We start from the raw sequence: 22,687 nt of genomic DNA on the forward strand, positions 1-22,687 counted from the left end.
ACTATTTAGCAATATTCACTGCTCTAGTTTCTCTAATCACAGTAACCTTTACTTGTCCAGGATACGTCATATCTGTTTGTATTTTCTGAGAAATCTCAAACGATAAACTTGCAGCGCGTTCATCTGTAACTTTTTCGCTTTCTACAATAACACGTAACTCTCTACCTGCTTGTATCGCATAAGCTTTCTTTACACCTGTAAACCCAAAGGCAACATCTTCTAAATCCTTTAAACGTTGTATGTAAGAATCTAAAACTTGGCGCCTTGCTCCTGGTCGTGCTCCAGAAATAGCATCACACACTTGGATAATTGGGGCCAACAATGTTGTCATTTCAATTTCGTCGTGGTGTGCTCCAATAGCATTACAAACTTCTGGTTTTTCACCATGCTTCTCAGCCCATTGCATACCTAATATAGCGTGTGGAGTTTCAACATCAGTTTCAGATGATGGTACTTTTCCGATATCGTGTAATAAACCTGCGCGTTTAGCTAATTTAGGATTTAAGCCTAATTCTGCTGCCATTACACCACAAAGTTTAGCAACTTCACGCGAGTGTTGTAGTAAGTTTTGTCCATAAGACGAACGGTATTTCATACGACCTACCATTTTAATCAATTCAGGGTGTAAACCATGAATTCCTAAATCGATAACCGTACGTTTACCTACTTCTATAATTTCTTGTTCAATCTGCTTTTCGGTCTTCTTAACGATTTCTTCAATTCTTGCAGGATGTATTCTTCCGTCAGTAACTAATTTATGTAATGATAAACGTGCAATTTCACGTCTTACAGAATCAAAACACGATAAGATAATCGCTTCTGGTGTATCATCTACAATAATCTCTACACCGGTTGCAGCTTCAATAGCTCTAATGTTACGACCTTCTCTACCAATAATTCGACCTTTAACATCATCAGACTCTATATTAAAAACAGACACACAGTTATCTACTGCTTCTTCTGTTCCGATACGTTGAATAGTGTTAATTATTATCTTCTTAGCCTCTTGCTGTGCTGTTAACTTCGCCTCTTCTACATGGTTTTGTATAAAAGCCATTGCATCTGTTTTCGCTTCTTCTTTAAGCGATTCTACCAATTGACTCTTTGCCTCCTCTGCAGATAATGACGAAATGACTTCCAATTGTTTGATTTGGTTTTTATGGGCCTTTTCGATTTCCTCTTGTTTCTTATCAAGGAATTCTAGTCTAAAATCATAATCCTTGAGTTTATCATCAAGCGATTGATTAGACTTTTTAGACTTACTAAGCTCATTAGATACATGAGATTCCTTATCTCTAATACGCTTTTCGGCTTCAGCCATTTTCTTATCGCGAGATAAAATCACCTTTTCATGTTCTGATTTTAGCTCAATAAATTTTTCTTTTGCCTGTAATATTTTATCCTTTTTTAAAGATTCTCCATCTGATTTTGCCTGTTTTAAAATAGATTGAGATTCTCGCTCTGCATTTTCAATTATTTTTGAAGCCTTTCCTTTTTCTAAAGATTTAGCTATTATATATCCTAGTATTACTCCTAATATTACTCCTCCAACAATATATAAAATTGTGTTAGTGTCCATGTTCATTATTTAGTTTAGTGTATAAAAAAAAAGCCTACATCGGTTATCGGTTTTGTATAAACTCCTTAAAAACAAGTTTAGGGCTAACAAGCTGATCAAAAATCTGTCTAAGATACTGAAACGAGTTCAGCACTAACAGCACGATTTTACAACTTAAACTCACCCTTTTTAAAGAATTGATCGTTGAGTTTATCAAAAAATGTAACTAATGTAGGCAGTAACCTTATGTATTTAAAAGAACGTACGAGTTAAATATGTTGATTTAAAAGTTCATTTAAAGCTTCAAGCTTTTCCTGTACTTCTTCATTCACATACTCTTTATCTATTGACTTTTGCTCTACTTGAGCGGCAAATTGCAAGGCACACATGGCCAAAACATCTTGCTTATCTCTTACAGAATAATTCTGCTCAAATTGTCCAATCATAGCCTCAATCTTTTTTGTGGCTTTACGTAAACCTTCCTCTTGACTTGGGTTTATCGTTAACGGATAAACTCTATTTGCTATAGAAAGTTTAATTTTTAATTGTTCTGACATTATAATCTAAATTTACAATATTATTCTGATAATTGTCCAATACAATGGTCAATATCTCTAATAAGTGCATTTATTTTGAGCTTCGTTTCTCGTTTATTTTCGTCACTACCAAGCATTGAATTCGCCATTTTGAGTGTATCATGTTTTTCTACCCAACCAGAAATTTCTTCTTGCTGTTCTAAAAGCCTTTGTTGTTGCTGTTCTAATTGATCTGAGAGTTTAGCATTAGTTTGTTTTAAAACCTCCTGCTTGTGTAAAATCTTACTGATTTTATTCTCTAAAGCATCAACAATGTCTTCTATTTTACTCATTAAAGCAATTCAATACTGTTGAAACAAAGTTAACATACCTAATGAAAAAATACAATTCTTTTACATTTATTTTTTAATATTATAAGTTCAACGAAATTAAACCGTTAATAAAAATAATACAGTTTTAGAGTTTGCAAATCGTAATCAAATTGATATTTTAGCTGTAATAGTCGATTTTATGAAACAATTTTTGCTCCTTTTTTTAATAACATGTTCACTACATGGACAATCCGAATATCCTCAAGATTACTTTAGGCATCCCTTAGATATTCCTTTAGTGCTTTCTGGCACATTTGGAGAATTACGATCTACACATTTTCATGGTGGATTAGATATAAAGACACAACAAAGGCAAGGATTAAAAGTTTATGCAGCAGCAGAAGGTTATATCAGTCGGATTAAGATTTCACATTTTGGATATGGGAAAGCCATCTATATTACGCATCCAAACGGTTACACTACTGTTTATGGACACCTTAAAGCCTTCTCTAAACGTTTAGAAGATTATATAAAGCAGTGCCAATATGATAAAGAAAGTTTTGAAGTTGAAGTCTTTCCGCATACCGAAGAACTTCTAATTGCACCAGATGAAGTTATCGCCTTTTCTGGTAACACGGGGAGTTCTGGTGGACCTCACCTCCACTTTGAAATACGAGATAATGAAGAACGGCCTATGAATCCATTATTGTTTGGCATGGAGGTTAAAGACTCTAAGGCTCCTTATGTTTCAGGCGTTTTTGCGTATCCAAAAGATGAAAATGCTGTCATCAATGGAAAAAATGAGCGTGTTCCGTTGCGATTGATTCCTCAAAAATCTGGTGACTATGCTGTTGAAAAAATATCCGCCTATGGTAATATTGGTTTTGGAGTGATTTCTTTTGACAAGCAAGATTTAGCACCTAATAACAATGGCGTTAGTAATATTCAAACTTTTTTTAACGGGAATAAAAGTATCGAAATTGATTTTAAACGCATTAGTTTTGATGAAACCAAACACATAAAACGTATGGTAGATTATGAATATTACGTGAGAAAGAAAGCCAAAATCCAGAAACTTTTTATTGAACAAAATAATCCGCTAAGCATTTATAAAAATGCTTATGATAATGGTTATGTTGAAGTAAAAGATAGCACCTCATCTGTTTATAAAGTAAGAATTAGAGATTACCACCAAAATGAATCTTGGGTGGTAATACCAATAGACGGAAAACTTGAAACGATTAAGAAAGACAGCATTTCAGATATTTCAAAAAAATCTCTAGTTAGCAGTGCTAACACTACTAAATTAACATCAGGAAATATCACTGTGGATTTTTATCAAAATACGGTTTATGATGATTCTTATATTGATTTTAGAGTCAGTTCTGACACTCTCTTTCTAGGTGATGACAATATCGCAATGCAAAAAAACTTTTATATTAATTACGACTTAAGCAATTATAAAGCAGAGCACCAAGACAAACTATATATAGCAAGATTTTATGGAAATTACAAAAAACCATATTATGTACCTACCTCTAGAAAAGGAAATATCTTATCTGCAGGAAGTAAAGCTTTAGGAACTTATGCCTTAGCCATAGATACTGAACCTCCAACTATAACACCACTTAATTTTACGGATAAAAAATGGGTAAGTAATTATCGGTATTTAGAACTTAAGATTGATGATAAGCTTACTGGCATTAGTAAATACAGAGCGACAGTTAATGGTAAGTGGATTTTAATGGAATATGATTACAAAAAGAATACACTAACGCACGATTTCAATGATAATATCGTTAAAGATACCAAAAATGAATTAAAAATAATTGTAACAGATAATGTTGGAAATAGTTCTACATTTGAAGCAACGTTTTTTAGAAAATAGACACATCATTAATTTAAGGATTAAATTTATTACCCCTATTTCATCCTAACTAAGAAAATTAAAACCATTTGAAACGCTTATATTTTATAGTCTTAACAAGCTTACTTTTTAGTTTGCTTTCTTTTTCGCAATCCGGAATTATTAGAGGTGTCATATTAAACGAAGGAAGTTTACCCATAGAAGGAGTAAATATCACTACAAGCACTGGCGAAGGTGCTGCGACAAACAATAATGGCTTTTACGAACTAAAAATTCCTTTTGGTGTTGAAGTCACCGTAATTTTCACACATGTTTCTCATAAGCGTGTAGAACAAAAATTTAATTTAAAAAACGGGCAAGAAATTGAATACAACCCCGTGATGCTCATTGAAGTTGAACAAATCGCTACCGTGACTATTAATACAAATACGAGACAATCGGTTGATGGAGTTACCTCTATCTCACCACAAATGATTAGAACGATTAAAGGAGCACAACCTGGTGTTGAGAACATTTTAAAGACCTTACCAGGAGTAAATATTTCTAATGAATTAAGCACACAATACTCCGTAAGAGGTGGAAATTTTGACGAAAACCTAGTTTACGTTAACGAAATTGAAGTGTATAGACCGTTTTTAATTCGTTCTGGTAACCAAGAAGGTCTAAGTTTTGTAAATACCGACATGGTTCATAATGTTGATTTTTCAGCTGGTGGATTTCAAGCGAAATATGGAGATAAATTATCCTCTGTTTTAGATATCACTTATAGAAACCCTGTTGACTTTGGTATACGGACAGATTTAAGTTTACTTGGTGGAAGTCTTACGGCTGAAACTGTTTCTAAAGATGGTAAATTTTCGGGTATAGCAGGTGTACGCTATAGAGACAACAGTTTGTTATTAAATAGTCTTGAAACAGATGGAAATGTAGAACCTGTATTTGCAGACGCACAAACGTATTTAACGTATCGCTTTTCGAGTAAATTTCATTTAAACTTTTTAGGGAATATCTCTTCAAACAAATACAATTTCCAACCAGAGAATAGACAAACTAATTTCGGAACCTTACAAGATCCGGTGGCATTATTAGTGTTTTACGATGGTCAAGAAAAAGATCAATACCAAACTTATTTCGGAGCTTTTAAAGCTAATTATTTTGCTAGTGATGATTTAACGCTTAAACTCGTTGCCTCGGCTTATCATACCACAGAACAAGAATACTTCGACATCTTAGCACAATACCGTCTAGGGGAAGTGAACACAAATATTGGAGATGAAAATTTAGGAGAAGTAGAATTTAGTGAAGGTATTGGATCTCAATTAACACATGCACGTAACGATTTAGATGCGTTCATTGTAAATGCAGAACACCGAGGTGATTATAAAATTGACGACGAAAGCACTGTAGAATGGTCTGTAAAATACACTAATGAAGATATTAGAGATCGTTTAGTAGAATATGAAGTTATTGACTCTGCTGGTTTTTCAATTAGGCCTCCAATATTTAGCGAAACTAACCCACAGCCTTATACCCCTTTTACCGGACCGTTAGTGGCATTTGAAGATACTAGAGCCACAAATCGTGTGCAAATCAATAGATTTCAAGCATTTTTACAATACAGCAAACGAACAGATTGGAATGGCAACGACGTCTTCTATAACGCTGGTGTAAGAACACATACTTGGAACGTAAGTGGAGACGGCATTGCAGATAGTAAAACGCAAACCGTTATTAGTCCAAGAGGACAATTTGCTATTAAACCTAATTGGGAAAAAGACATGCTCTTTAGAGTTGCTGCAGGTTTGTATTACCAACCTCCTTTTTATAGAGAGTTAAGAGATTCTGAAGGTGTCGTTCAGCCTAACGTTAAAGCACAAAAATCGTTTCATATTGTGCTAGGAAACGAATATAGTTTTGAAATATGGGACCGACCATTTAAATTAGTTACCGAAGCGTATTATAAAGGGATGACTGATGTCAATCCTTATACAATAGAAAATGTTAGAATTCGTTACAGTGCAGATAACAATGCAGAAGCTTATGCTTATGGTCTAGATTTAAGGCTTAATGGCGAATTTGTACCAGGAACAGAATCTTGGTTTAGCTTTGGTTATTTAAAAACAGAAGAAAATATTGATGACCGTGGTTATATTGCCAGACCTACTGATCAACGTTTAAAATTTGGAGCTTTGTTTCAGGATTACGTGCCTAATATGCCAGATTTAAAAATGTATTTAAACTTAGTTTATAATACTGGAGTTCCTGGGGGGTCTCCGAGTTACGCTGACCCTTATAATTATCAACTTAGACTCCGCGATTATAGGCGTGCAGATTTAGGAATTTCATACGAAATAGTTAATCCTGAAAAAACATACAATTCTAAGTGGAAAGATTCGTTTAGAGAATTGTCTATTGGTTTTGAAATCTATAACATGTTTAATAACCAAAATTCTATCACCAACACATGGGTTAGAGATGTTTATAGCAAGCAACAGTTTGCGATTCCAAATTTTCTAACACCCCGTGTCTTTAATATAAGGCTCTCTGCTCGTTTTTAGAGTAGATCGCTGTTTTAGAACGAAATGAGTATGCTTTTGGATGAATTCAGCAAAGAGAGACCGATTTATATATTTAATTTTGGCTAGCTAGATCTATTTAGATTATTTTACTCTCTTTATGCTTTAGTTCAAAATTTAAGACTTATGAAACTATCCCTCTATTCATTACTACTACTTAGCTCCTACATATCTTTTGCCCAACTTAGTGTACAAAATGACGCTTATGTCTTTGTAAAAAACCAATATGTTTATGTTACAGACGATGTTAATATTGATGATGCTGATTCTAAAATATACCTAAGAGACGAAGCGCAACTTCTTCAAGGTAATGGAACAACTGGTAATTCTGGTCTTGGTCAATTGAGTGTCTATCAAACAGGAACAGTAAACCAATGGAGTTATAATTATTGGTGTTCACCAGTAGGGAACAATTCAGCTGCTTTCGGCAATGAAGATGCACGTGTTAATTTAATTAATGATGCTACTGGATTAACCTCTAGCGTAGATGCATTATTTGTGGGAGGTTACGACGGAAGTGCTAGCCCGTTGTCTATAGCTCAGCGCTGGTTATGGACGTATCAAACATCAGATCAATATCTCGATTGGGTTTTTGTAGGTGCCATCGGAAATATTAAACCAGGACTTGGTTTTACCATGAAGGGAAATGGAACTGGTTTAACAGGAAGCCAAGTTTACGATTTTAGAGGTAAACCCAACAATGGTACTATTGGTAATGATGTTGCTACTGGTTTAAATACATTAGTAGGTAATCCGTATCCTAGCGCTATCGATTCTGCTGCATTTATCCACGATATAGACAACCAAGCATCCATAAATGGTACGTTACAATACTGGGAGCAAGATGGTACTGTGGGCTCACATGTATTACAAGATTATATTGGTGGCTATTATTCATTTACAATAGATGCCACAGGAACTTTAATAACTGATACACCAGCTCCATTTATGACTTACAACGAGCAAGACGAAAGTTTCCCTTTACCAGTACCAGATAATGGTAATAAAGTTGCGGGAAGATACATACCAATTGGGCAAGGCTTTATGGTTGAAGGAAGCGCAGGGACACCTGCAGCACCTGCAACAGTATATGTAAGAAATGATCATCGAGCGTTTGTAAAAGAATCTGATGGTGAGAGTTATTTCTTTAGAAATAGTTTGGACGCTGTTACAGCTGAAAATACTGGAATTCAATACCAAGAAAATGGCCTTTCTATTATACCGGAAGATTATAAGCGCTTTAGAATTAATGTCGATTTTAGTGATGAAGAATCGCAATACACAAGACAACTGGTTTTAAATTTCCATGATTCTGCAACTGCTGGCTTTGATTATGGATTAGAATTAATTCGTTCAGAAAGCTACGACTCAGACGCCTATTTTTCTCTAGATGAAAAGGTCTATTCGGGTCAAGCATTTCCTTTTGAAGAGTCCCTTGTTATTCCAATTTCTATAGATATTGAGCAACAACAGCCGCTGCGATTTAGAATATTTGACATTCAGAATTTTGAGGATTCACAAGCTATATATATTCACGATAACGACACGGATACCTATGTTAATTTAAGGCATTTAGATTACGAACTAAATATAGAACCAGGTAATTATACGGATCGTTTTACTATTGTATTTACCTCTCAAACTTTAAGTGTTAACGAATTTGATACTAACACACTAACTCTAAACCAAAACAATACGCTTCACCAACTTTCGGTACAAAACCCTAAAGGCTTAGATATAAGGAGTATTGAGGTTTATGATGTTACTGGTAAACGTATGATTCAAGTCCAGTTTGATGCCATCGAAGATGAGTACAACGTATCGACGTTACGCTTAAGTGATGGTGTTTATGTCGTAAACGTATCTTCTGACATAAACCCTACTGCAAAATCGCAAAAGGTAATTGTTAAGAATTAACAAATTCCTTCAAAACAGAAATCACATAATCTAACTCTTCTTTGGTGTTATAAATACTGAACGAAAAGCGCACAGAAGGTTGTTTTAGTTTATCATTAGTTAAAATTTCAGTTAACACATGCGATTGTTGATTACTTCCGCTTTGGCAAGCACTTCCTTTTGAGCATGCAATCCCTTTTAAATCGAGTTGAAATTGTAACATCGGAGCTTTTGCAGGTGCAATTGGCAAACAGACATTAACTAACGTGTACGTACTATCTTCAACAGTTTCGCAACTACCATTAAAACTTGCGTTAGGTAAATATGTCTTTATTTGTTGAATGAAATAGTCTTTTAATCCGGAAATGTATTTTTTGTCCTCATCAAGATTAGTATAGGCTATTTTTAAAGCTTCATCCATACCAACAATATTGTGTGTCGATTCTGTACCAGCCCTATAACCACGCTCTTGTTCACCACCAAAAATCAACGGTTTTAAACCCGATTCTTTTCGGATAAAACAAAACCCAACACCTTTTGGTCCATGAAACTTATGTGCACTTGCTGCCATAAAATCAATTTGGATTTCTTTTAAATCTATTTTGTAGTGCCCAACAGACTGTACCATATCTGAATGAAACAAGGCGTTATGTATTCTACTAAGTTGCGCTACTTTTGCTAAGTCTAAAATATTGCCAACTTCATTATTAATATGCATTAAGCTTACGAGTGGCTTATTTGTAGATTGTAATAACTGCTCTAAATGCAGATAATCTACGACACCACAATCGTCCAAATTCACATAGTGAATATCTATGTTGTACTCTTTTTGTAATTGTTCGGCTGTATGCAAAACGGCATGATGCTCTATTTTGGTTGTAATAATATCTGTAATACCTAAATCTCTTACCGCACTTCGCATCGCCAAATTATCAGCTTCTGTGCCGCCAGATGTAAATACAATTTCAGAAGACGATACATTAAAATAAGCCGCTATATTTTTTCTACATTGTTCTAAAAGTGCTTTCGAAGAACGCCCAAAACTGTGTGTAGATGATGCGTTTCCATAATTTTCTTTTAATACTTGTGTCATACGCTCAATGACTTTTGGTCGTAAAGCGGTAGTGGCTGCATTATCTAGATATACTGAATTCATGTGTTTATGGGTATTGAAGTTTTAAGTACACATGCGGTTGGTTATTCATCATTTCCTTGAATGATAAAGTTTGGAACATGCTCATTTCGTTTTGCAAAAATATTGTAAATAAAATTATTTAGATAATGGAGCGTTATAATTTTACAAATCCGTTATTTTTGTTAAAAATAGAATCTATGATCCGTCGTTTTTTTATCCTATGTTGTTTTGCGTTTTTAACCACCTGCGATGATGGTGATATTTTGACTGTAGATTTAGAGTTTGATCAAGAATTAGACCAATGTGATAACTTTGAAGATTCCCATCTTGTTTACGATACGCGTGAAGACCCAAATGAAGCACTACTTTTAATTTTTCCAAAGTCTACGACTAATGATGCACTATTTGCGTTTGCTACTACAGAAGGTGCACCTGAAGAATTAACGATTAACGAGGGTACAATTCGTTTTATTTACAGAACCTATAATAGAGAATTAACTTCTGATGATATTTGTGCTGTTATTTCTCCTTCAGATTTAACCATAAGAGAAGATTATGAAGCACGTTCTGGTACTGTATTTGTTACTACTACTATTTTAGATGATGACAATGATGGAGTTCCTAATGAAAGTGAAGGCATTTCAGGATTACCAAACGAAGATGGTATCTATATGGATTCTTTAGATACTGACGGAGATGGTATACCTAATTATTTAGATATAGATGATGATGGAGATAATGTATTGACAGAAGATGAACTAGACGAATTGGATGAGGACGGAGATGGAGATCCTTTAACTAACCCTTTAAATACTGATGCAAATCATCCCACAAATAGTGATGATATTCCTGATTATTTAGATCCTGATGACGATGGTGACGGAATTCCAACGCGTTATGAGGACGCCAATGGAGAAAATGGCCCTAGTGATGATCGTATAGCTGTGAATGGAGTTCTTGTACAACTTTATCTTAATAGTGCAGAAGCTATAGCATATATACCAAACCCAAACGAGGATTACGTAGCCTTTGAAAACGTATATGCGAGAACAGTGACCATGACTTTTACCATTGAAAATACTGATTTAACAATTTTTAGAACAGAAAATATTGATCTAGGAACATTAACCTTTACTATTTCCGAATTTGATCCAGAAGATTACAATTAATAAACTTAAGGTTCTACGTTTTGAAGTATTCTAACTTCTGTGGCGCCTAAACCATAGGTTTTATAATCTGCATCGTAAAATTGAACATTATTATAACGACTAAAAAGTGTTTCTAACTCCTGTCTCAATACTCCTTCTCCAACTCCATGTATAAAAACGATTTTAGGAATACGTTTGCGCATCGCGAATTCTAATTGACCTCTTGCTGTGTCTAACTGAAGATTCAGCATATCATAATTAGACATTCCTCTAGACGATTTTGTTAATTGGTGAATGTGTAAATCCACTTCAAATTTAGGAATATGACGTTCTTTTGGTTTTACAGTCGGTTCTGATTTTCGTTTTTTAATTTCCTTTTCCCTCTTTACAGCTTCTATATCGGTATCGTAAACCGCATTTTCTAAACTATTACCGGAAGCCATTAACATGAGTTCTCTGGCTTCAAATTGAAAAACAAAACCATCAGAGTCTTCAACGGAAACTATATCGTCCGAAATTTTTGTGACAATTCCAGAAATTGCATCATCAATCGTTTCTACAGTATAGCCTATTTTAAACTTCATTTTCTTTTTCTGTTTTTACAAAAGACTCTTCTTCTTTGTCAAATTTGCTTGGAATATTTCGAGATGTTCTATAAATACCAAATATTAATAAAATAGCACCTGCCATCAATAAATACGTGTTTTGTTCTTGCTCTGCTTGCGCATATAATGCAACTAAGCCACCAACAACGATGCAAATAAAATTTATATTTCTAGACATATCCATGATTTAAGCGTTTAAAGCAGCTACAAAAATAAGGTTTAGAAAAATATTAATAGCAATTACAAAAGTATTTAGCAAATTGTTAATTTAGCAGCATGTTAATATTCGCAAAAAGTCTCGATGATTATATGTTGCCATGCTTATGGAAACAAACATTTAATGTAGATTGTATGGGGTGTGGTATGCAACGCTCAATGTCATTAATTTTAAAGGGCGATTTAGTTGCCGCTTTTTATATGTATCCAGCAATCTACTCACTGATAATAATGTTTTCCTTCCTAATATTGCATCTTAAATTTCAATTTAAGAATGGTCACAACATAATTCTTGGGCTTTTTATCTTAAATATTAGTATTATTGTAATAAGCTTTTTAATCAAACACTTTAACTAATTAAATCAACACAAATGGAAAAACAAATGTTACCAAACGCAACCCTAGCATTAATTATGGGTATTTTATCAATAGTAGGATGCTGCTGTTATGGATTACCTGGAATAATTTTTGGTATTGTTGCTATCATTATAGCGAGTAAATCAGAAAAGTTATACAAACAAAACCCTGAAGAGTATTTAGGATATGGAAATGTAAAAGCTGGGAAAATAATGGGAATTATAGGTGTAGTTCTAGGTATTTTATTTGCAGCATACATGGCTTGGTTCATTGGTCAAGTAGGATGGGATGCTTTACAAGACCCTGAAATGCTAATGGAAAGAATGGAAAATATGCAAAACCAATAGGTTTTACATAATATTTCTAACAATTAAAAAGCGATTTTCATTTAAGAAAATCGCTTTTTTTATACTTACCATTTAGAGATTTTTAAACCTCAAACTCTTTTAACGTCTTAGTAATAATAGATACACAATCTAATAATTGCTCTTTTGTCATTACTAAAGGTGGAGCAAAACGTATAATATTACCATGTGTTGGTTTTGCTAACAACCCATTGTCTCTTAATTTTAAACAAATATTCCAAGCGGTCTCACTATCTTCAGTATCATTTATTAAGATAGCATTTAATAAGCCTTTCCCTCGTACTGAATTAACAATAGAACTTGTTTCAATGAATTTAGACAATTCACTTCTAAATAATTCACCTAATACTTGAGCATTATTTGCTAAATCTTCATGCTTTACAACCTCTAAAGCTGCAATAGCTACTGCTGCTGCAATTGGATTTCCTCCAAACGTACTTCCGTGGTTTCCTGGCTTTATAACATTCATAATGTTATTATCTGCTAAAACAGCAGATACAGGATAAGCACCACCTGATAAGGCTTTCCCTAAGATTAAGATATCTGGCTTAACGTTTTCATGATCTACAGCAAGCATCTTACCTGTTCTTGCAATTCCTGTCTGTACTTCATCTGCAATGAATAAAACATTATGAGCTTCACAAATTGCTTTTGCTTTGGATAAGTATCCTTCTGTAGGAACATAAACTCCGGCTTCACCTTGAATTGGTTCTACTAAAAACCCAGCAACATTAGGGTTGTTTTTTAAAGTTTGCTCTAAGGCCTCTAAATTATTATATTCAATTTTAATGAAACCATTCGTATAAGGTCCAAAGTTCTTGCGCGCTACAGGATCATTACTAAATGAAATTATTGTTGTTGTTCTTCCGTGAAAGTTGTTTTCACATACAACAATCTCAGCTTCATTCTCGTCAATTCCTTTGACTTCATAAGCCCATTTTCTACAGAGTTTTAAAGCAGTTTCTACTGCTTCAGCACCTGTATTCATTGGTAAAAGCTTATCGAAATTAAACGTTTCAGAAGCATATTTTTCATACTTCCCTAACATATCATTATAAAATGCTCTCGATGTTAAGGTCAGTGTTTGTGCTTGCTCAGTCATAGCAGCAACAATTTTAGGGTGACAATGCCCTTGGTTTACAGCAGAATAGGCAGAAAGAAAATCGTAATATTTTTTACCTTCTACATCCCAGACAAATACACCTTCTCCTCTGCTCAATACTACAGGTAGTGGATGGTAATTGTGCGCACCATATTTGTTTTCTAAATCTATCGCTTCTTGCGATGTTAATTGGTCTAAAACAGCCATTTTAAAAATAATTTAATAAATGAATAAAATATCCATTCCTTCATCACCTTTATTCTTTCAAAAGTATTGAAAAAGCAGCGTGGGAGAGAAATCATCCCTAAGAATGTGCAAATTAATAAATATTCTTTTCGATTTAAAACTTAGTCAGCAATTTTTCCTGACTATGCTAAAACTTGAGGCTTTAATCTTTTTATTTCGTGTAAAATCCCTTTTTATCCATTTGCATCCAAGACAACAATTTCAATAAATTAATCTCAACCCGAATTAATAACTATATATAATTGCATTTCGTAAGACTGCAGGACATCTTTGCACGCACGAATCGAATAGCACCAATACATAACGAGTCGAGAGAATAAATCGTTTAAACTTAATCTAAAATATAACAGACCCAATTCAGTCTAACTATTTATAAAATAAGAATATCTTTGCACTCAAATTATTATAAGAAATGCCAAAAAGAGAACGGAATAAATTTGTAAGACGCGGACAAATCATTGAGATTTTAATTGAAGACTACGCTTTTGGCGGCAAAGGTATTGGTCGTATTAGAAATGAACATGGAGAATTCGTTGTTTTTGTTCCTAATACATTGCCAGGTCAATTGGTTAAAGGACAGGTAAAAAAGACGAGTAAAAAGTATGCCGAATGTAAACTTTTTGAAGTCTTAAAACCATCGGAAGATGAAATAGACATGCCTTACCAAACCATTCCTGGTGCTCCATATATAAACTTACCAATTGAAAAGCAGCACGAATACAAAAAACAAAGTACTTTAGAGTTATTTAAGCGCATTGGTAAAGTTGCTGACATTGAAGATAAGTTTGACGAATTTGTGACCTCTCCAAATACGTTTCATTATAGAAATAAAATGGAATATGGTTTTTCTGCCATTGGCTATAATCACGAATTAAAAACCGATGTAGACGAATTTACATTAGGATTTAAAAAACGTGGTACATGGTGGTGTGGTGACGATCTTAAAAAAGATTCTGGTTTATTTGACGCTGAATTTGAAAACCGCCTAAAAGATATCAAAGCGTACTGCGTAGACACCGGATTAGCACCTTGGCATCCTCCAAAAAGAGAAGGTTTCTTTAGGTATTTTGTCGTTAGAAAATCGTTTAAAACCAATCAATTACTTTTCAACTTAGTCACAACCTCTCATGATTTACCAGAGTTTGACTTAGATAAATTCGCGAATTATTTAGTCGAATTATTTGGGGATCGTGTCGCTGGTTTATTACATACCATTAACGATGAAACTGGAGATCGCACTATTGCGACAACAGGGAGTATTTCTTTAGTATATGGAGATGATAAAATTGTGGAAGAATTATTAGGCTTAAATTTTGAAATCAGCATGAAAAGCTTTTTTCAAACCAACCCTAAATGTGCTGAGGAGTTATATTCTAAAGTGGTCGATTATGCTTTAGAAAATAAAGAAGCTATTGACAATACCGTTGTCTTAGATTTATTCTGTGGTACAGGAACGATTGGTCAAATTATAGCTAACAAATCCGAAAACACTAAAATTGTTGGTGTGGATATTGTGGCTGCTGCCATTGAAGACGCTAAAGAAAACGCTAAGCGAAATAATATTGAAGGCTTAAAATTCTTTGCTGCTGATGTTGGTAAATTTTTATCAGAACATCCTGAATACACCGATAAAATAAGAACTATTATTTTAGATCCTGCAAGAGCCGGAATTGCTCCAAAAACTCTTAAAAAAATAATAAACCTAAATGCAGAACGTTTGGTTTATGTATCTTGTAATCCTGCAACACAAGCTCGAGATACAGAACAATTAATGGAGTCTGGATATACTATTAAAAAATTAAGTTTGGTAGATCAGTTTCCGCATACAGCGCACATTGAAACCGTTGTGCTATTTGAGAAAAAGTAAATGAAAAACTTAAAATTTTTAGTCCTGTTTATAGCTATAGTGCTTGTTAATTGCGAACGCGATGACATCTGCCCTGCCTCCACACAGACCACACCCAGATTAATTGTTGAATTCTATGATGCATCTGACACTGATGAGTTATTAAATGTGCCGAGAATTACCGTTTATGGCGAAGGCCTTTTAGAAGAAGATGTGGATGGCAATCCTATTGAACCAATTGTATCTTCCGACGCAACATTACTCTTTAATGAAATTTCTAATACCGTTGAATTACCACTTATTATAGGTCTAGAGGGAGAACTTCAACCTCCAACAACGGTAAGATTTGTTTTAGAAAAAGATACCAATTTAAGAATTGAAGATGATGATCCTTTAACAAATTCAAATAAAGACATCATTGAAATATCGTATAACACAGAATTTATTTACGTGTCTAGAGCATGTGGATACTCTAGTAATTTTAAGTCATTAGGAGTCTCAAGAGTAACAGATGATGATCAATGGATTACCAATATAGAAATCGAAGAAACAACACAAGCACTCATTGAAAATGAAAATACAACACATGTACGCATCTATCACTAGAAGCGTAATCTTACTGCTGTTGTTTTCTACAATAGCTGTTGCGCAAGAAAAGAAAAAAACGGTCAACGATACATTAGTATTTAAGCAAAAGTATGGTCTTAGGCTCGGTACTGATATCAGTAAAATCGCAAGAACATTTGTAGATGATGATTATTCTGGTTTTGAATTTATGGGTGATTACCGTTTAACTAAACGTATCTATATTGCTGGAGAAATTGGAAATGAAGAACGTCTGCTAGAAAATGAAGTATTAAGTAATACCACAAAAGGTAGTTATTTCAAAGCCGGAATAGATATGAACTTCTATCAAAACTGGCTAGATATGGAAAACATGGTTTATGTTGGGTTTCGTATTGGCGCAAGTTCTTTCAATCAGACACTAAATAACTATACCGTGTATGATATTAATAATCAATATTGGGGGGATCGCTTGACTGTTAATGAAGCCAGAGAATTTAATGGCCTAACTGCACTTTGGACAGAATTACAATTTGGTTTAAAAGCTGAACTCTTTAATAATTTCTTTGCTGGATTCAACTTTCAGCTTAAAGTATTAATTACCGAAAAAGAAATCGATAATTATGAGAATCTTTATATCCCTGGCTACAATAGAACCTATGACAGTAGTGCCGTTGGTGGTGGTTTTGGGTTTAACTTATCTTATTTAGTACCTATTTTTAAGAAAGACAAAATTGTTATCCAAGAGAAAGAAGTTGAAGAATAGTTATTGATTGTTGGTTAATAAATTATACCAGACAATCAGTTCAGTAAAATTCCTTATCTTTTCTTTATTAAATAGTTTCAGAATGCATAAAGATGATATTGCCGATTTAGTTGACGTTAAGTATTCGGAACTTATTACTTGGTTGCAGAACCAAACAAACGAATCTTGGGTTTTAGGGCCTGAAGGGAAATGGACATCAGGTCAGCAAGCACTGCATTTACTACAGAGTATAGTTCCGCTTAACAATGCATTGAGTATGCCTAAGTTGTTATTGCGTTTTAAATATGGAAAATCTAATAGACCGGTCAGAACATACGATGCTATTGTAAAACGTTATCATGAGCGCTTAAAAGGTGTCAAAGGAACAATATTTAAAGGCTCTCGAAACATGAAAGCCCCAAAGCTAGAAGACAAACAGTACCTTTTAAACAGATTACAAACCGAAGCAAAAAAGCTACAGTACAAGACAAGACGTATTAGCGATGTAAATTTAGATACTGTAGTGTTACCACATCCCTTAATGGGAAAAATGCCAGTTAGAGAAATTATAATATGGACGGCTTATCACGTAGAGCATCATTTAGAGACTTTAAAGCACCATTATTTAGAATTAACTATAAATGAAAATAACCTTACATTAAAATAGTAATGTTAAGGTTATTTTGATTTTAAAACTAGGCTTCAAGCCGCATACTACTTTAAATATTCTAATACGTTCTTTTCTATTCTACCTTGGATATCAGAAACATCACCTTTTACAAACGCATCTCCAGTTATATTTTCATACAATTCAATATAGCGTTCACTTACAGATTCAATATAATCGTCACTCATTATAGGAACAGTTTGTCCTTCTAAGCCTTGAAAATCGTTAGCTATAAGCCATTGTCTTACAAATTCCTTAGACAATTGCTTTTGTGCTTCTCCTTTATCTTGACGCTCTTGGTAACCATCTGCATAGAAGTAACGTGAAGAATCTGGTGTGTGAATTTCATCAATCAATACTATTTTTCCGTCTTTAGTTTTTCCAAACTCGTATTTGGTGTCGACTAAAATTAATCCACGAGCTGCGGCAATTTCTGTTCCGCGTTGAAATAATTTTCTAGTATAATCTTCTAAAACAATATAATCTTCTTCTGAAACAATTCCTTTTTTCAAAATGTCCTCTCTAGAAATATCCTCATCATGGTCACCCATTTCTGCTTTCGTTGCTGGAGTAATAATCGGAGCTGGAAACTTATCGTTTTCCTTCATGCCTTGTGGCATTTCTACTCCACATAACATACGCTTTCCTGCTTTATATTCTCTGGCGGCATGGCCAGACATATAACCACGTATAACCATTTCAACCTTAAAAGGCTCGCACAAATGACCAACAGCCACATTAGGATCTGGAGTGGCGACCAACCAATTAGGAACTAAATCTTCAGTCTCCTTCATCATTTTTGTTGCTATCTGATTTAAGATCTGACCTTTATACGGAATACCTTTTGGCATCACCACATCAAACGCACTTAAACGGTCTGTAGCAACCATTACCAATTGCTCATCGTTGATATTATAAACAGCTCTTACTTTTCCTTTATAAAAACTCTTTTGGTTTGGAAAGTTGAAATTGGTTTCTATTATGGTGTTCATCTAATCATCATTTAATTATGAACTACAAATGTAATTTCTTTACTTGGCTCAAACAATAAACTAAATGAAAAAAGGAGAAATAAACTTTCTCCTTTTTAATAAATGTTATGTTATTTATGCTTATTTAAACCTAATGTTATAGGTTGCTCCAATACCTACAGACTGAATATCTAGGTCGTTCTCAGCAAAGGTATTTTGATAATATGCGTAAAAATTCCAATCACGATTATGGTATCCGATTTGTGGATTAACGTATAATCCCCCTTCATTGTCGTCTACTCCTGTTAAAAATCCGTAACCTATATCAGTTCCGAAGAAGAGTCCATCTGGTGTAAAATAATACCGAATAAATCCTGCAAGTGGAATGATACCAAAATCATCAGTATCATCTTTTCCAAAATAATTGGTGTAACCTGAAGCTAAACCAATTCCTAAGTTTGGATTGAACAAGTATTGTCCTCTCAAATCCAAACCTAAAGCAAATGAGGACGCATCATCTGCATCGCCCACTGGTATTCCAGCTGTTAAGCCCGCTTTAAGCCACGAGTTGTCTGAATTGAAGTCTATGTCTTCCTCTTGAGCAAATAAAGGGCTTAACCCTAATGATAATCCGATAATTAAAAATACTTTCTTCATGTTCTTTTTCTTTTAAGTTTTTGTTACGTTGGCAAATTTATACCAAGTTTGCTGTTAAAACTTTATACAATTTCGTTGTAATCTTATAAAATTAAAGGACACAAAAACTTAAATCACTGATTATCAAAACATCTTATTATTCCATGTTTTCAATACTCTTATAAGCCGCAATCACCTTCTTTACGAGCTTATGACGAATAACATCTTTATCATCTAAATAAATTATGCCAATGCCTTCAACATTTTGCAAGACTAAAAGCGCTTCTTTTAAACCTGAAATCGTACGACGTGGTAAATCGACTTGACCAGGATCTCCCGTTAATAAGAATTTGGCGTTTTTACCCATTCGAGTTAAAAACATTTTCATTTGGGCGTGCGTTGTATTTTGGCCTTCGTCTAAAATTACGAAGGCATTATCAAGTGTGCGGCCTCTCATAAATGCTAATGGTGCGATTTGTATGACGCCTTTCTCCATATAACTTTCTAATTTTTCATGAGGAATCATATCACGCAACGCATCATACAAAGGCTGCATATATGGGTCTAATTTTTCCTTTAAATCACCTGGTAAGAACCCTAAGTTTTCACCAGCTTCAACTGCCGGGCGTGTTAAAATAATACGTTTTACTTCTTTGCGTTTTAAGGCCTGTACAGCCAAAGCCACACCTGTATAGGTCTTACCGGTTCCGGCAGGTCCGATGGCAAAAACCATATCATTATTTCGCATACTTTCTACCAACTTACGTTGATTAGCAGTTTGTGCTTTAATGAGTTTTCCGCCAACACCATGGACTAATACTTCATCACTTTTAGCAGATGTAGAATAATCGTCACTACTTTGGCTGGTTAATACGCGCTCAATAACATTTTCATCAAGCTTGTTATACTTCGCAAAATGCGTCATTAACATGGTCATTCTGCGATCAAACTCTTCAAGTAAATCTTCATCACCATAAGCCTTTAATTTATTACCTCGGGCCACGATTTTAAGTTTAGGAAAATACTTTTTAAGAAGTTCAATATTAGCATTTTGTGCTCCGAAGAATTCCTTTGGAGATATTTCTTCGAGTTCTAGGATAAGTTCATTCAAAAGCGAGCTACATTTAGTGTGTTAATATGTTTTCTTTTATTAATTTTGTAATTCTGTTGTATACACACAAAGCTAATAATTTTACGACCATAATTCTTAAAAATATATCAACAATTAATTCATGGCTATAATCACTTTGACGACTGATTTTGGAGAAAAAGACCACTTTGTAGGAGCCATAAAAGGATCTATTTTTAGCGAGCTTGAGCAGATTAATATTGTAGATATATCGCATTCTATTTCGCCTTTCAATATTTCTGAAGCTGCATATATTATTCAGAATGCTTACAGTAGTTTTCCTAAAGGAACGATTCATTTAATAGGTATTGATTCTGAGTTAAGCCCTGAAAATAAGCATATTGCAATAAAACTAGATGACCATTACTTTATATGTGCCAATAATGGCATTATGAGTATGATTTGCAATGACATAGCTGCTGAAAAGGTTGTAGAAATTAACATCCATGACAAGGTTGAAACCAACTTCCCTGTATTAGACATTTTTGTAAAAGTCGCATGCCACATTGCACGAGGAGGGACATTGGACGTCATCGGAAAAGTTATTAACACTATTAAGCCAATTAAAAATTTAATACCCTTTGTTAATGATGAGCACAACCAAATTATTGGAAGTGTCATTTATATTGATAATTATGGAAATGTAATCACCAATATAAGACGTAAATTTTTTGAATCTATTCAAAAAACTAGAGCTTATGAAATATCTGCTCGTAGTCATAAATTTAAAACTATTTATCAAAAATATAGTGATATTATAGATTTTGACATGGAAGAATCTAAGCGTAACGTAGAGGGTAAAGGCTTAGTTGTTTTTAATTCCTCTGGTTACTTAGAAATTGCGATATACAAAAGTAATTGCAGTACTGTTGGTAGCGCATCTACCTTAATGGGCTTAAAAACTATGGATACGGTAACCATTAATTTTTTAAATCAATAAATTTTGTTAGTAAGAATTGTAAAAATGAGTTTTGAACCGTCTAAGATCGAAGAATTCTTGGCTAACTTTGAAACTGTAAAAGAGAAGATTCGAAATTTTAAAGGCTGTAATTTTTTAGAACTCTATCGCGATCAAAATAATACTAATATTTTTTTTACCTATAGCTATTGGAATTCTGAAGACGATTTAAATAATTACCGCCATTCAGAATTATTTAAAGGAGTTTGGGCGAATACGAAACCTTTATTTAATGCAAAACCTGAGGCTTGGAGTGTAAATAAAGTCGCATCGCTTAAGTAAGATATCTCAGTATTCAATTTGCAGTTAGATTGCGTACAAATTAATATTATGAATAAAAAGAAATAGATCAACACGAGGCGCAAAAAGACGAGTTTTAGTAATGACAGAACGAAAAAAGTTAAAAACTAAAGGTTAGAACGTTTTTTTTATTTACACGTTGTTCTGAAGACTAAACTCACTAAGATAATGAAATTAAAACTAAATAATTCAAACGTTTTACTGAACACTGAACACTGAATATTAATCTATGCTAGCAATACTTAAAAAAGAAATAAACACCTTCTTCGCTTCGCCAATCGGTTATTTGGTAATTGGCGTATTTTTATTACTCAATGGCTTGTTTCTTTGGGTTTTTAAAGGCGAATTCAATATTTTAGACAGTGGGCAAGCTAGTTTAGCATCCTTCTTTTTATTAGCTCCTTGGATTCTTATTTTTTTGGTGCCCGCAGTAACCATGCGTAGTTTTAGTGACGAGAAAAAACAAGGAACTTTAGAACTATTAGTCACTAAACCTATTTCACATTTTCAGATTGTATTAGGAAAATATCTGGGGGCTTTCGCGCTAATCCTATTGGCCTTAATTCCTACGTTAATTTATGTTTACACCATTTCAATATTAGGAAATCCAGAAGGCAATCTCGATATGGGAAGCACCATCGGTTCTTATTTTGGACTCTTATTTTTAGTTGGTGCTTATACGGCAATTGGAGTGTTTGCTTCAACACTTTCAGACAATCAGATAGTGGCATTTATTATTGCCATATTTATCTGCTTCTTTTTCTATTTTGGTTTTGAAGGCCTTTCTAATTATAATATTTTAGGTGATCTTGTTTACATAGAAAACCTAGGAATGTCTGCCCATTATAACAGTATGAGTCGTGGTGTTATTGATACTAGAGATTTAGTTTATTTTATAAGTATTTCCTTAGTCTTCTTATTATTTACAAAATTCAGAATCCAAAAACAATAAT

23 protein-coding genes and 1 other RNA gene are annotated in these 22,687 nt (G+C 33.9%); 13 read left to right on the forward strand and 11 right to left on the reverse strand.

Translation table 11 applies throughout. The annotated features are described in order from the left end of the window. Window position 1 precedes the first annotated feature (1 nt). The 4 genes from rny to HM986_RS11175 all read right to left on the reverse strand — a co-directional run bounded on the left by rny (window position 2) and on the right by HM986_RS11175 (window position 2,426). On the reverse strand, window positions 2-1,579 hold the full coding sequence (gene rny, locus HM986_RS11160) for a ribonuclease Y (RefSeq protein WP_179335170.1): 1,578 nt from the start codon (window positions 1,577-1,579) through the stop codon (window positions 2-4). 58 nt (window positions 1,580-1,637) lie between these two features. Next, a non-coding RNA gene (gene ssrS, locus HM986_RS11165) (6S RNA) lies at window positions 1,638-1,768 on the reverse strand. Window positions 1,769-1,827: 59 nt separating this feature from the next. Beyond that, a complete protein-coding gene (locus tag HM986_RS11170; protein WP_020897946.1) occupies window positions 1,828-2,115 on the reverse strand; it encodes a cell division protein ZapA in 288 nt (95 codons plus the stop codon). A gap of 20 nt (window positions 2,116-2,135) precedes the next feature. After that, the gene (locus tag HM986_RS11175) at window positions 2,136-2,426 is read right to left on the reverse strand and encodes a hypothetical protein (RefSeq protein WP_179335171.1); all 291 of its coding nucleotides are present in this window, start codon (window positions 2,424-2,426) and stop codon (window positions 2,136-2,138) included. 178 nt (window positions 2,427-2,604) lie between these two features. Between HM986_RS11175 and HM986_RS11180 the strand changes: the two genes are divergently transcribed. From HM986_RS11180 to HM986_RS11190, 3 genes are all read left to right on the forward strand, one after another. After that, window positions 2,605-4,293, forward strand: coding sequence for a M23 family metallopeptidase (locus HM986_RS11180; RefSeq protein ID WP_179335172.1), 1,689 nt, complete (start codon window positions 2,605-2,607; stop codon window positions 4,291-4,293). 68 nt (window positions 4,294-4,361) lie between these two features. Next, a complete protein-coding gene (locus HM986_RS11185) occupies window positions 4,362-6,830 on the forward strand; it encodes a TonB-dependent receptor (RefSeq protein WP_179335173.1) in 2,469 nt (822 codons plus the stop codon). A 144-nt stretch (window positions 6,831-6,974) separates the two neighbouring features. Further along, the gene (locus HM986_RS11190) at window positions 6,975-8,765 is read left to right on the forward strand and encodes a T9SS type A sorting domain-containing protein (RefSeq protein ID WP_179335174.1); all 1,791 of its coding nucleotides are present in this window, start codon (window positions 6,975-6,977) and stop codon (window positions 8,763-8,765) included. On the opposite strand, the gene HM986_RS11195 is transcribed toward HM986_RS11190, so the two are convergent. After that, a complete protein-coding gene (locus tag HM986_RS11195) occupies window positions 8,755-9,900 on the reverse strand; it encodes a cysteine desulfurase family protein (protein WP_179335175.1) in 1,146 nt (381 codons plus the stop codon). The genes HM986_RS11190 and HM986_RS11195 overlap by 11 nt on opposite strands. 125 nt (window positions 9,901-10,025) lie before the next feature. Here HM986_RS11195 and HM986_RS11200 point away from each other — a divergent pair, with 125 nt between their 5' ends. Beyond that, entirely contained in the window at window positions 10,026-11,048 is a 1,023-nt protein-coding gene (locus HM986_RS11200; RefSeq protein WP_179335176.1) for a hypothetical protein, read from the forward strand. Window positions 11,049-11,053: 5 nt separating this feature from the next. On the opposite strand, the gene HM986_RS11205 is transcribed toward HM986_RS11200, so the two are convergent. Both HM986_RS11205 and HM986_RS11210 read right to left on the reverse strand, forming a co-directional pair. Further along, window positions 11,054-11,611: a Smr/MutS family protein gene (locus HM986_RS11205; protein WP_179335177.1), complete on the reverse strand. Its 558-nt coding sequence runs from the start codon at window positions 11,609-11,611 to the stop codon at window positions 11,054-11,056. Continuing rightward, complete coding sequence (locus HM986_RS11210; RefSeq protein ID WP_179335178.1) at window positions 11,601-11,810, reverse strand: hypothetical protein; 210 nt, start codon at window positions 11,808-11,810, stop codon at window positions 11,601-11,603. The genes HM986_RS11205 and HM986_RS11210 overlap by 11 nt, the downstream gene beginning before the upstream one ends. Before the next feature lie 197 nt (window positions 11,811-12,007). Here HM986_RS11210 and HM986_RS11215 point away from each other — a divergent pair, with 197 nt between their 5' ends. Together HM986_RS11215 and HM986_RS11220 are read left to right on the forward strand one after the other, a co-directional pair. Continuing rightward, window positions 12,008-12,205 carry a DUF2752 domain-containing protein gene (locus tag HM986_RS11215; protein ID WP_246288498.1) on the forward strand — a complete coding sequence of 66 codons (198 nt, stop codon included), beginning with the start codon at window positions 12,008-12,010 and terminating at the stop codon, window positions 12,203-12,205. 14 nt (window positions 12,206-12,219) lie between these two features. Continuing rightward, window positions 12,220-12,552: a CCC motif membrane protein gene (locus tag HM986_RS11220; protein ID WP_179335179.1), complete on the forward strand. Its 333-nt coding sequence runs from the start codon at window positions 12,220-12,222 to the stop codon at window positions 12,550-12,552. Between the two features lie 82 nt (window positions 12,553-12,634). Here HM986_RS11220 and rocD read toward each other — a convergent pair whose 3' ends face one another. Then, the gene (rocD, locus tag HM986_RS11225; protein ID WP_179335180.1) at window positions 12,635-13,879 is read right to left on the reverse strand and encodes an ornithine--oxo-acid transaminase; all 1,245 of its coding nucleotides are present in this window, start codon (window positions 13,877-13,879) and stop codon (window positions 12,635-12,637) included. Between the two features lie 451 nt (window positions 13,880-14,330). Between rocD and rlmD the strand changes: the two genes are divergently transcribed. From rlmD to HM986_RS11245, 4 genes are all read left to right on the forward strand, one after another. Beyond that, window positions 14,331-15,785, forward strand: coding sequence for a 23S rRNA (uracil(1939)-C(5))-methyltransferase RlmD (rlmD, locus tag HM986_RS11230; RefSeq protein ID WP_179335181.1), 1,455 nt, complete (start codon window positions 14,331-14,333; stop codon window positions 15,783-15,785). After that, window positions 15,786-16,370, forward strand: coding sequence for a DUF6452 family protein (locus HM986_RS11235; RefSeq protein ID WP_179335182.1), 585 nt, complete (start codon window positions 15,786-15,788; stop codon window positions 16,368-16,370). It abuts the gene before it with no gap. Beyond that, entirely contained in the window at window positions 16,351-17,094 is a 744-nt protein-coding gene (locus HM986_RS11240; protein WP_179335183.1) for a DUF6048 family protein, read from the forward strand. Before HM986_RS11235 ends, HM986_RS11240 begins: the two co-directional genes overlap by 20 nt. An 82-nt stretch (window positions 17,095-17,176) precedes the next feature. After that, window positions 17,177-17,740 carry a DinB family protein gene (locus tag HM986_RS11245; protein ID WP_179335184.1) on the forward strand — a complete coding sequence of 188 codons (564 nt, stop codon included), beginning with the start codon at window positions 17,177-17,179 and terminating at the stop codon, window positions 17,738-17,740. 47 nt (window positions 17,741-17,787) lie between these two features. On the opposite strand, the gene HM986_RS11250 is transcribed toward HM986_RS11245, so the two are convergent. From HM986_RS11250 to HM986_RS11260, 3 genes are all read right to left on the reverse strand, one after another. Next, window positions 17,788-18,732 (reverse strand): phosphoribosylaminoimidazolesuccinocarboxamide synthase, encoded by a 945-nt coding sequence (locus HM986_RS11250; protein WP_179335185.1) that lies wholly within the window; start codon window positions 18,730-18,732, stop codon window positions 17,788-17,790. Between the two features lie 120 nt (window positions 18,733-18,852). Beyond that, window positions 18,853-19,368, reverse strand: a complete 516-nt coding sequence (locus HM986_RS11255) for a hypothetical protein (protein ID WP_179335186.1) — start codon at window positions 19,366-19,368, stop codon at window positions 18,853-18,855. A gap of 136 nt (window positions 19,369-19,504) precedes the next feature. Then, window positions 19,505-20,458 carry a PhoH family protein gene (locus HM986_RS11260; protein ID WP_179335187.1) on the reverse strand — a complete coding sequence of 318 codons (954 nt, stop codon included), beginning with the start codon at window positions 20,456-20,458 and terminating at the stop codon, window positions 19,505-19,507. Window positions 20,459-20,579: 121 nt separating this feature from the next. On the opposite strand from HM986_RS11260, the gene HM986_RS11265 reads away from it, so the two are divergent. The 3 genes from HM986_RS11265 to gldF all read left to right on the forward strand — a co-directional run bounded on the left by HM986_RS11265 (window position 20,580) and on the right by gldF (window position 22,686). Next, entirely contained in the window at window positions 20,580-21,416 is an 837-nt protein-coding gene (locus tag HM986_RS11265) for an SAM hydrolase/SAM-dependent halogenase family protein (RefSeq protein WP_179335188.1), read from the forward strand. Window positions 21,417-21,419: 3 nt separating this feature from the next. Then, window positions 21,420-21,716, forward strand: coding sequence for a putative quinol monooxygenase (locus tag HM986_RS11270; protein WP_179335189.1), 297 nt, complete (start codon window positions 21,420-21,422; stop codon window positions 21,714-21,716). 247 nt (window positions 21,717-21,963) lie between these two features. Next, a complete protein-coding gene (gene gldF, locus HM986_RS11275) occupies window positions 21,964-22,686 on the forward strand; it encodes a gliding motility-associated ABC transporter permease subunit GldF (RefSeq protein WP_179335190.1) in 723 nt (240 codons plus the stop codon). Window position 22,687: the final 1 nt, after the last annotated feature.

It is taken from the genome of Winogradskyella costae, assembly GCF_013403865.1.
Lineage (GTDB): Bacteria > Bacteroidota > Bacteroidia > Flavobacteriales > Flavobacteriaceae > Winogradskyella > Winogradskyella costae.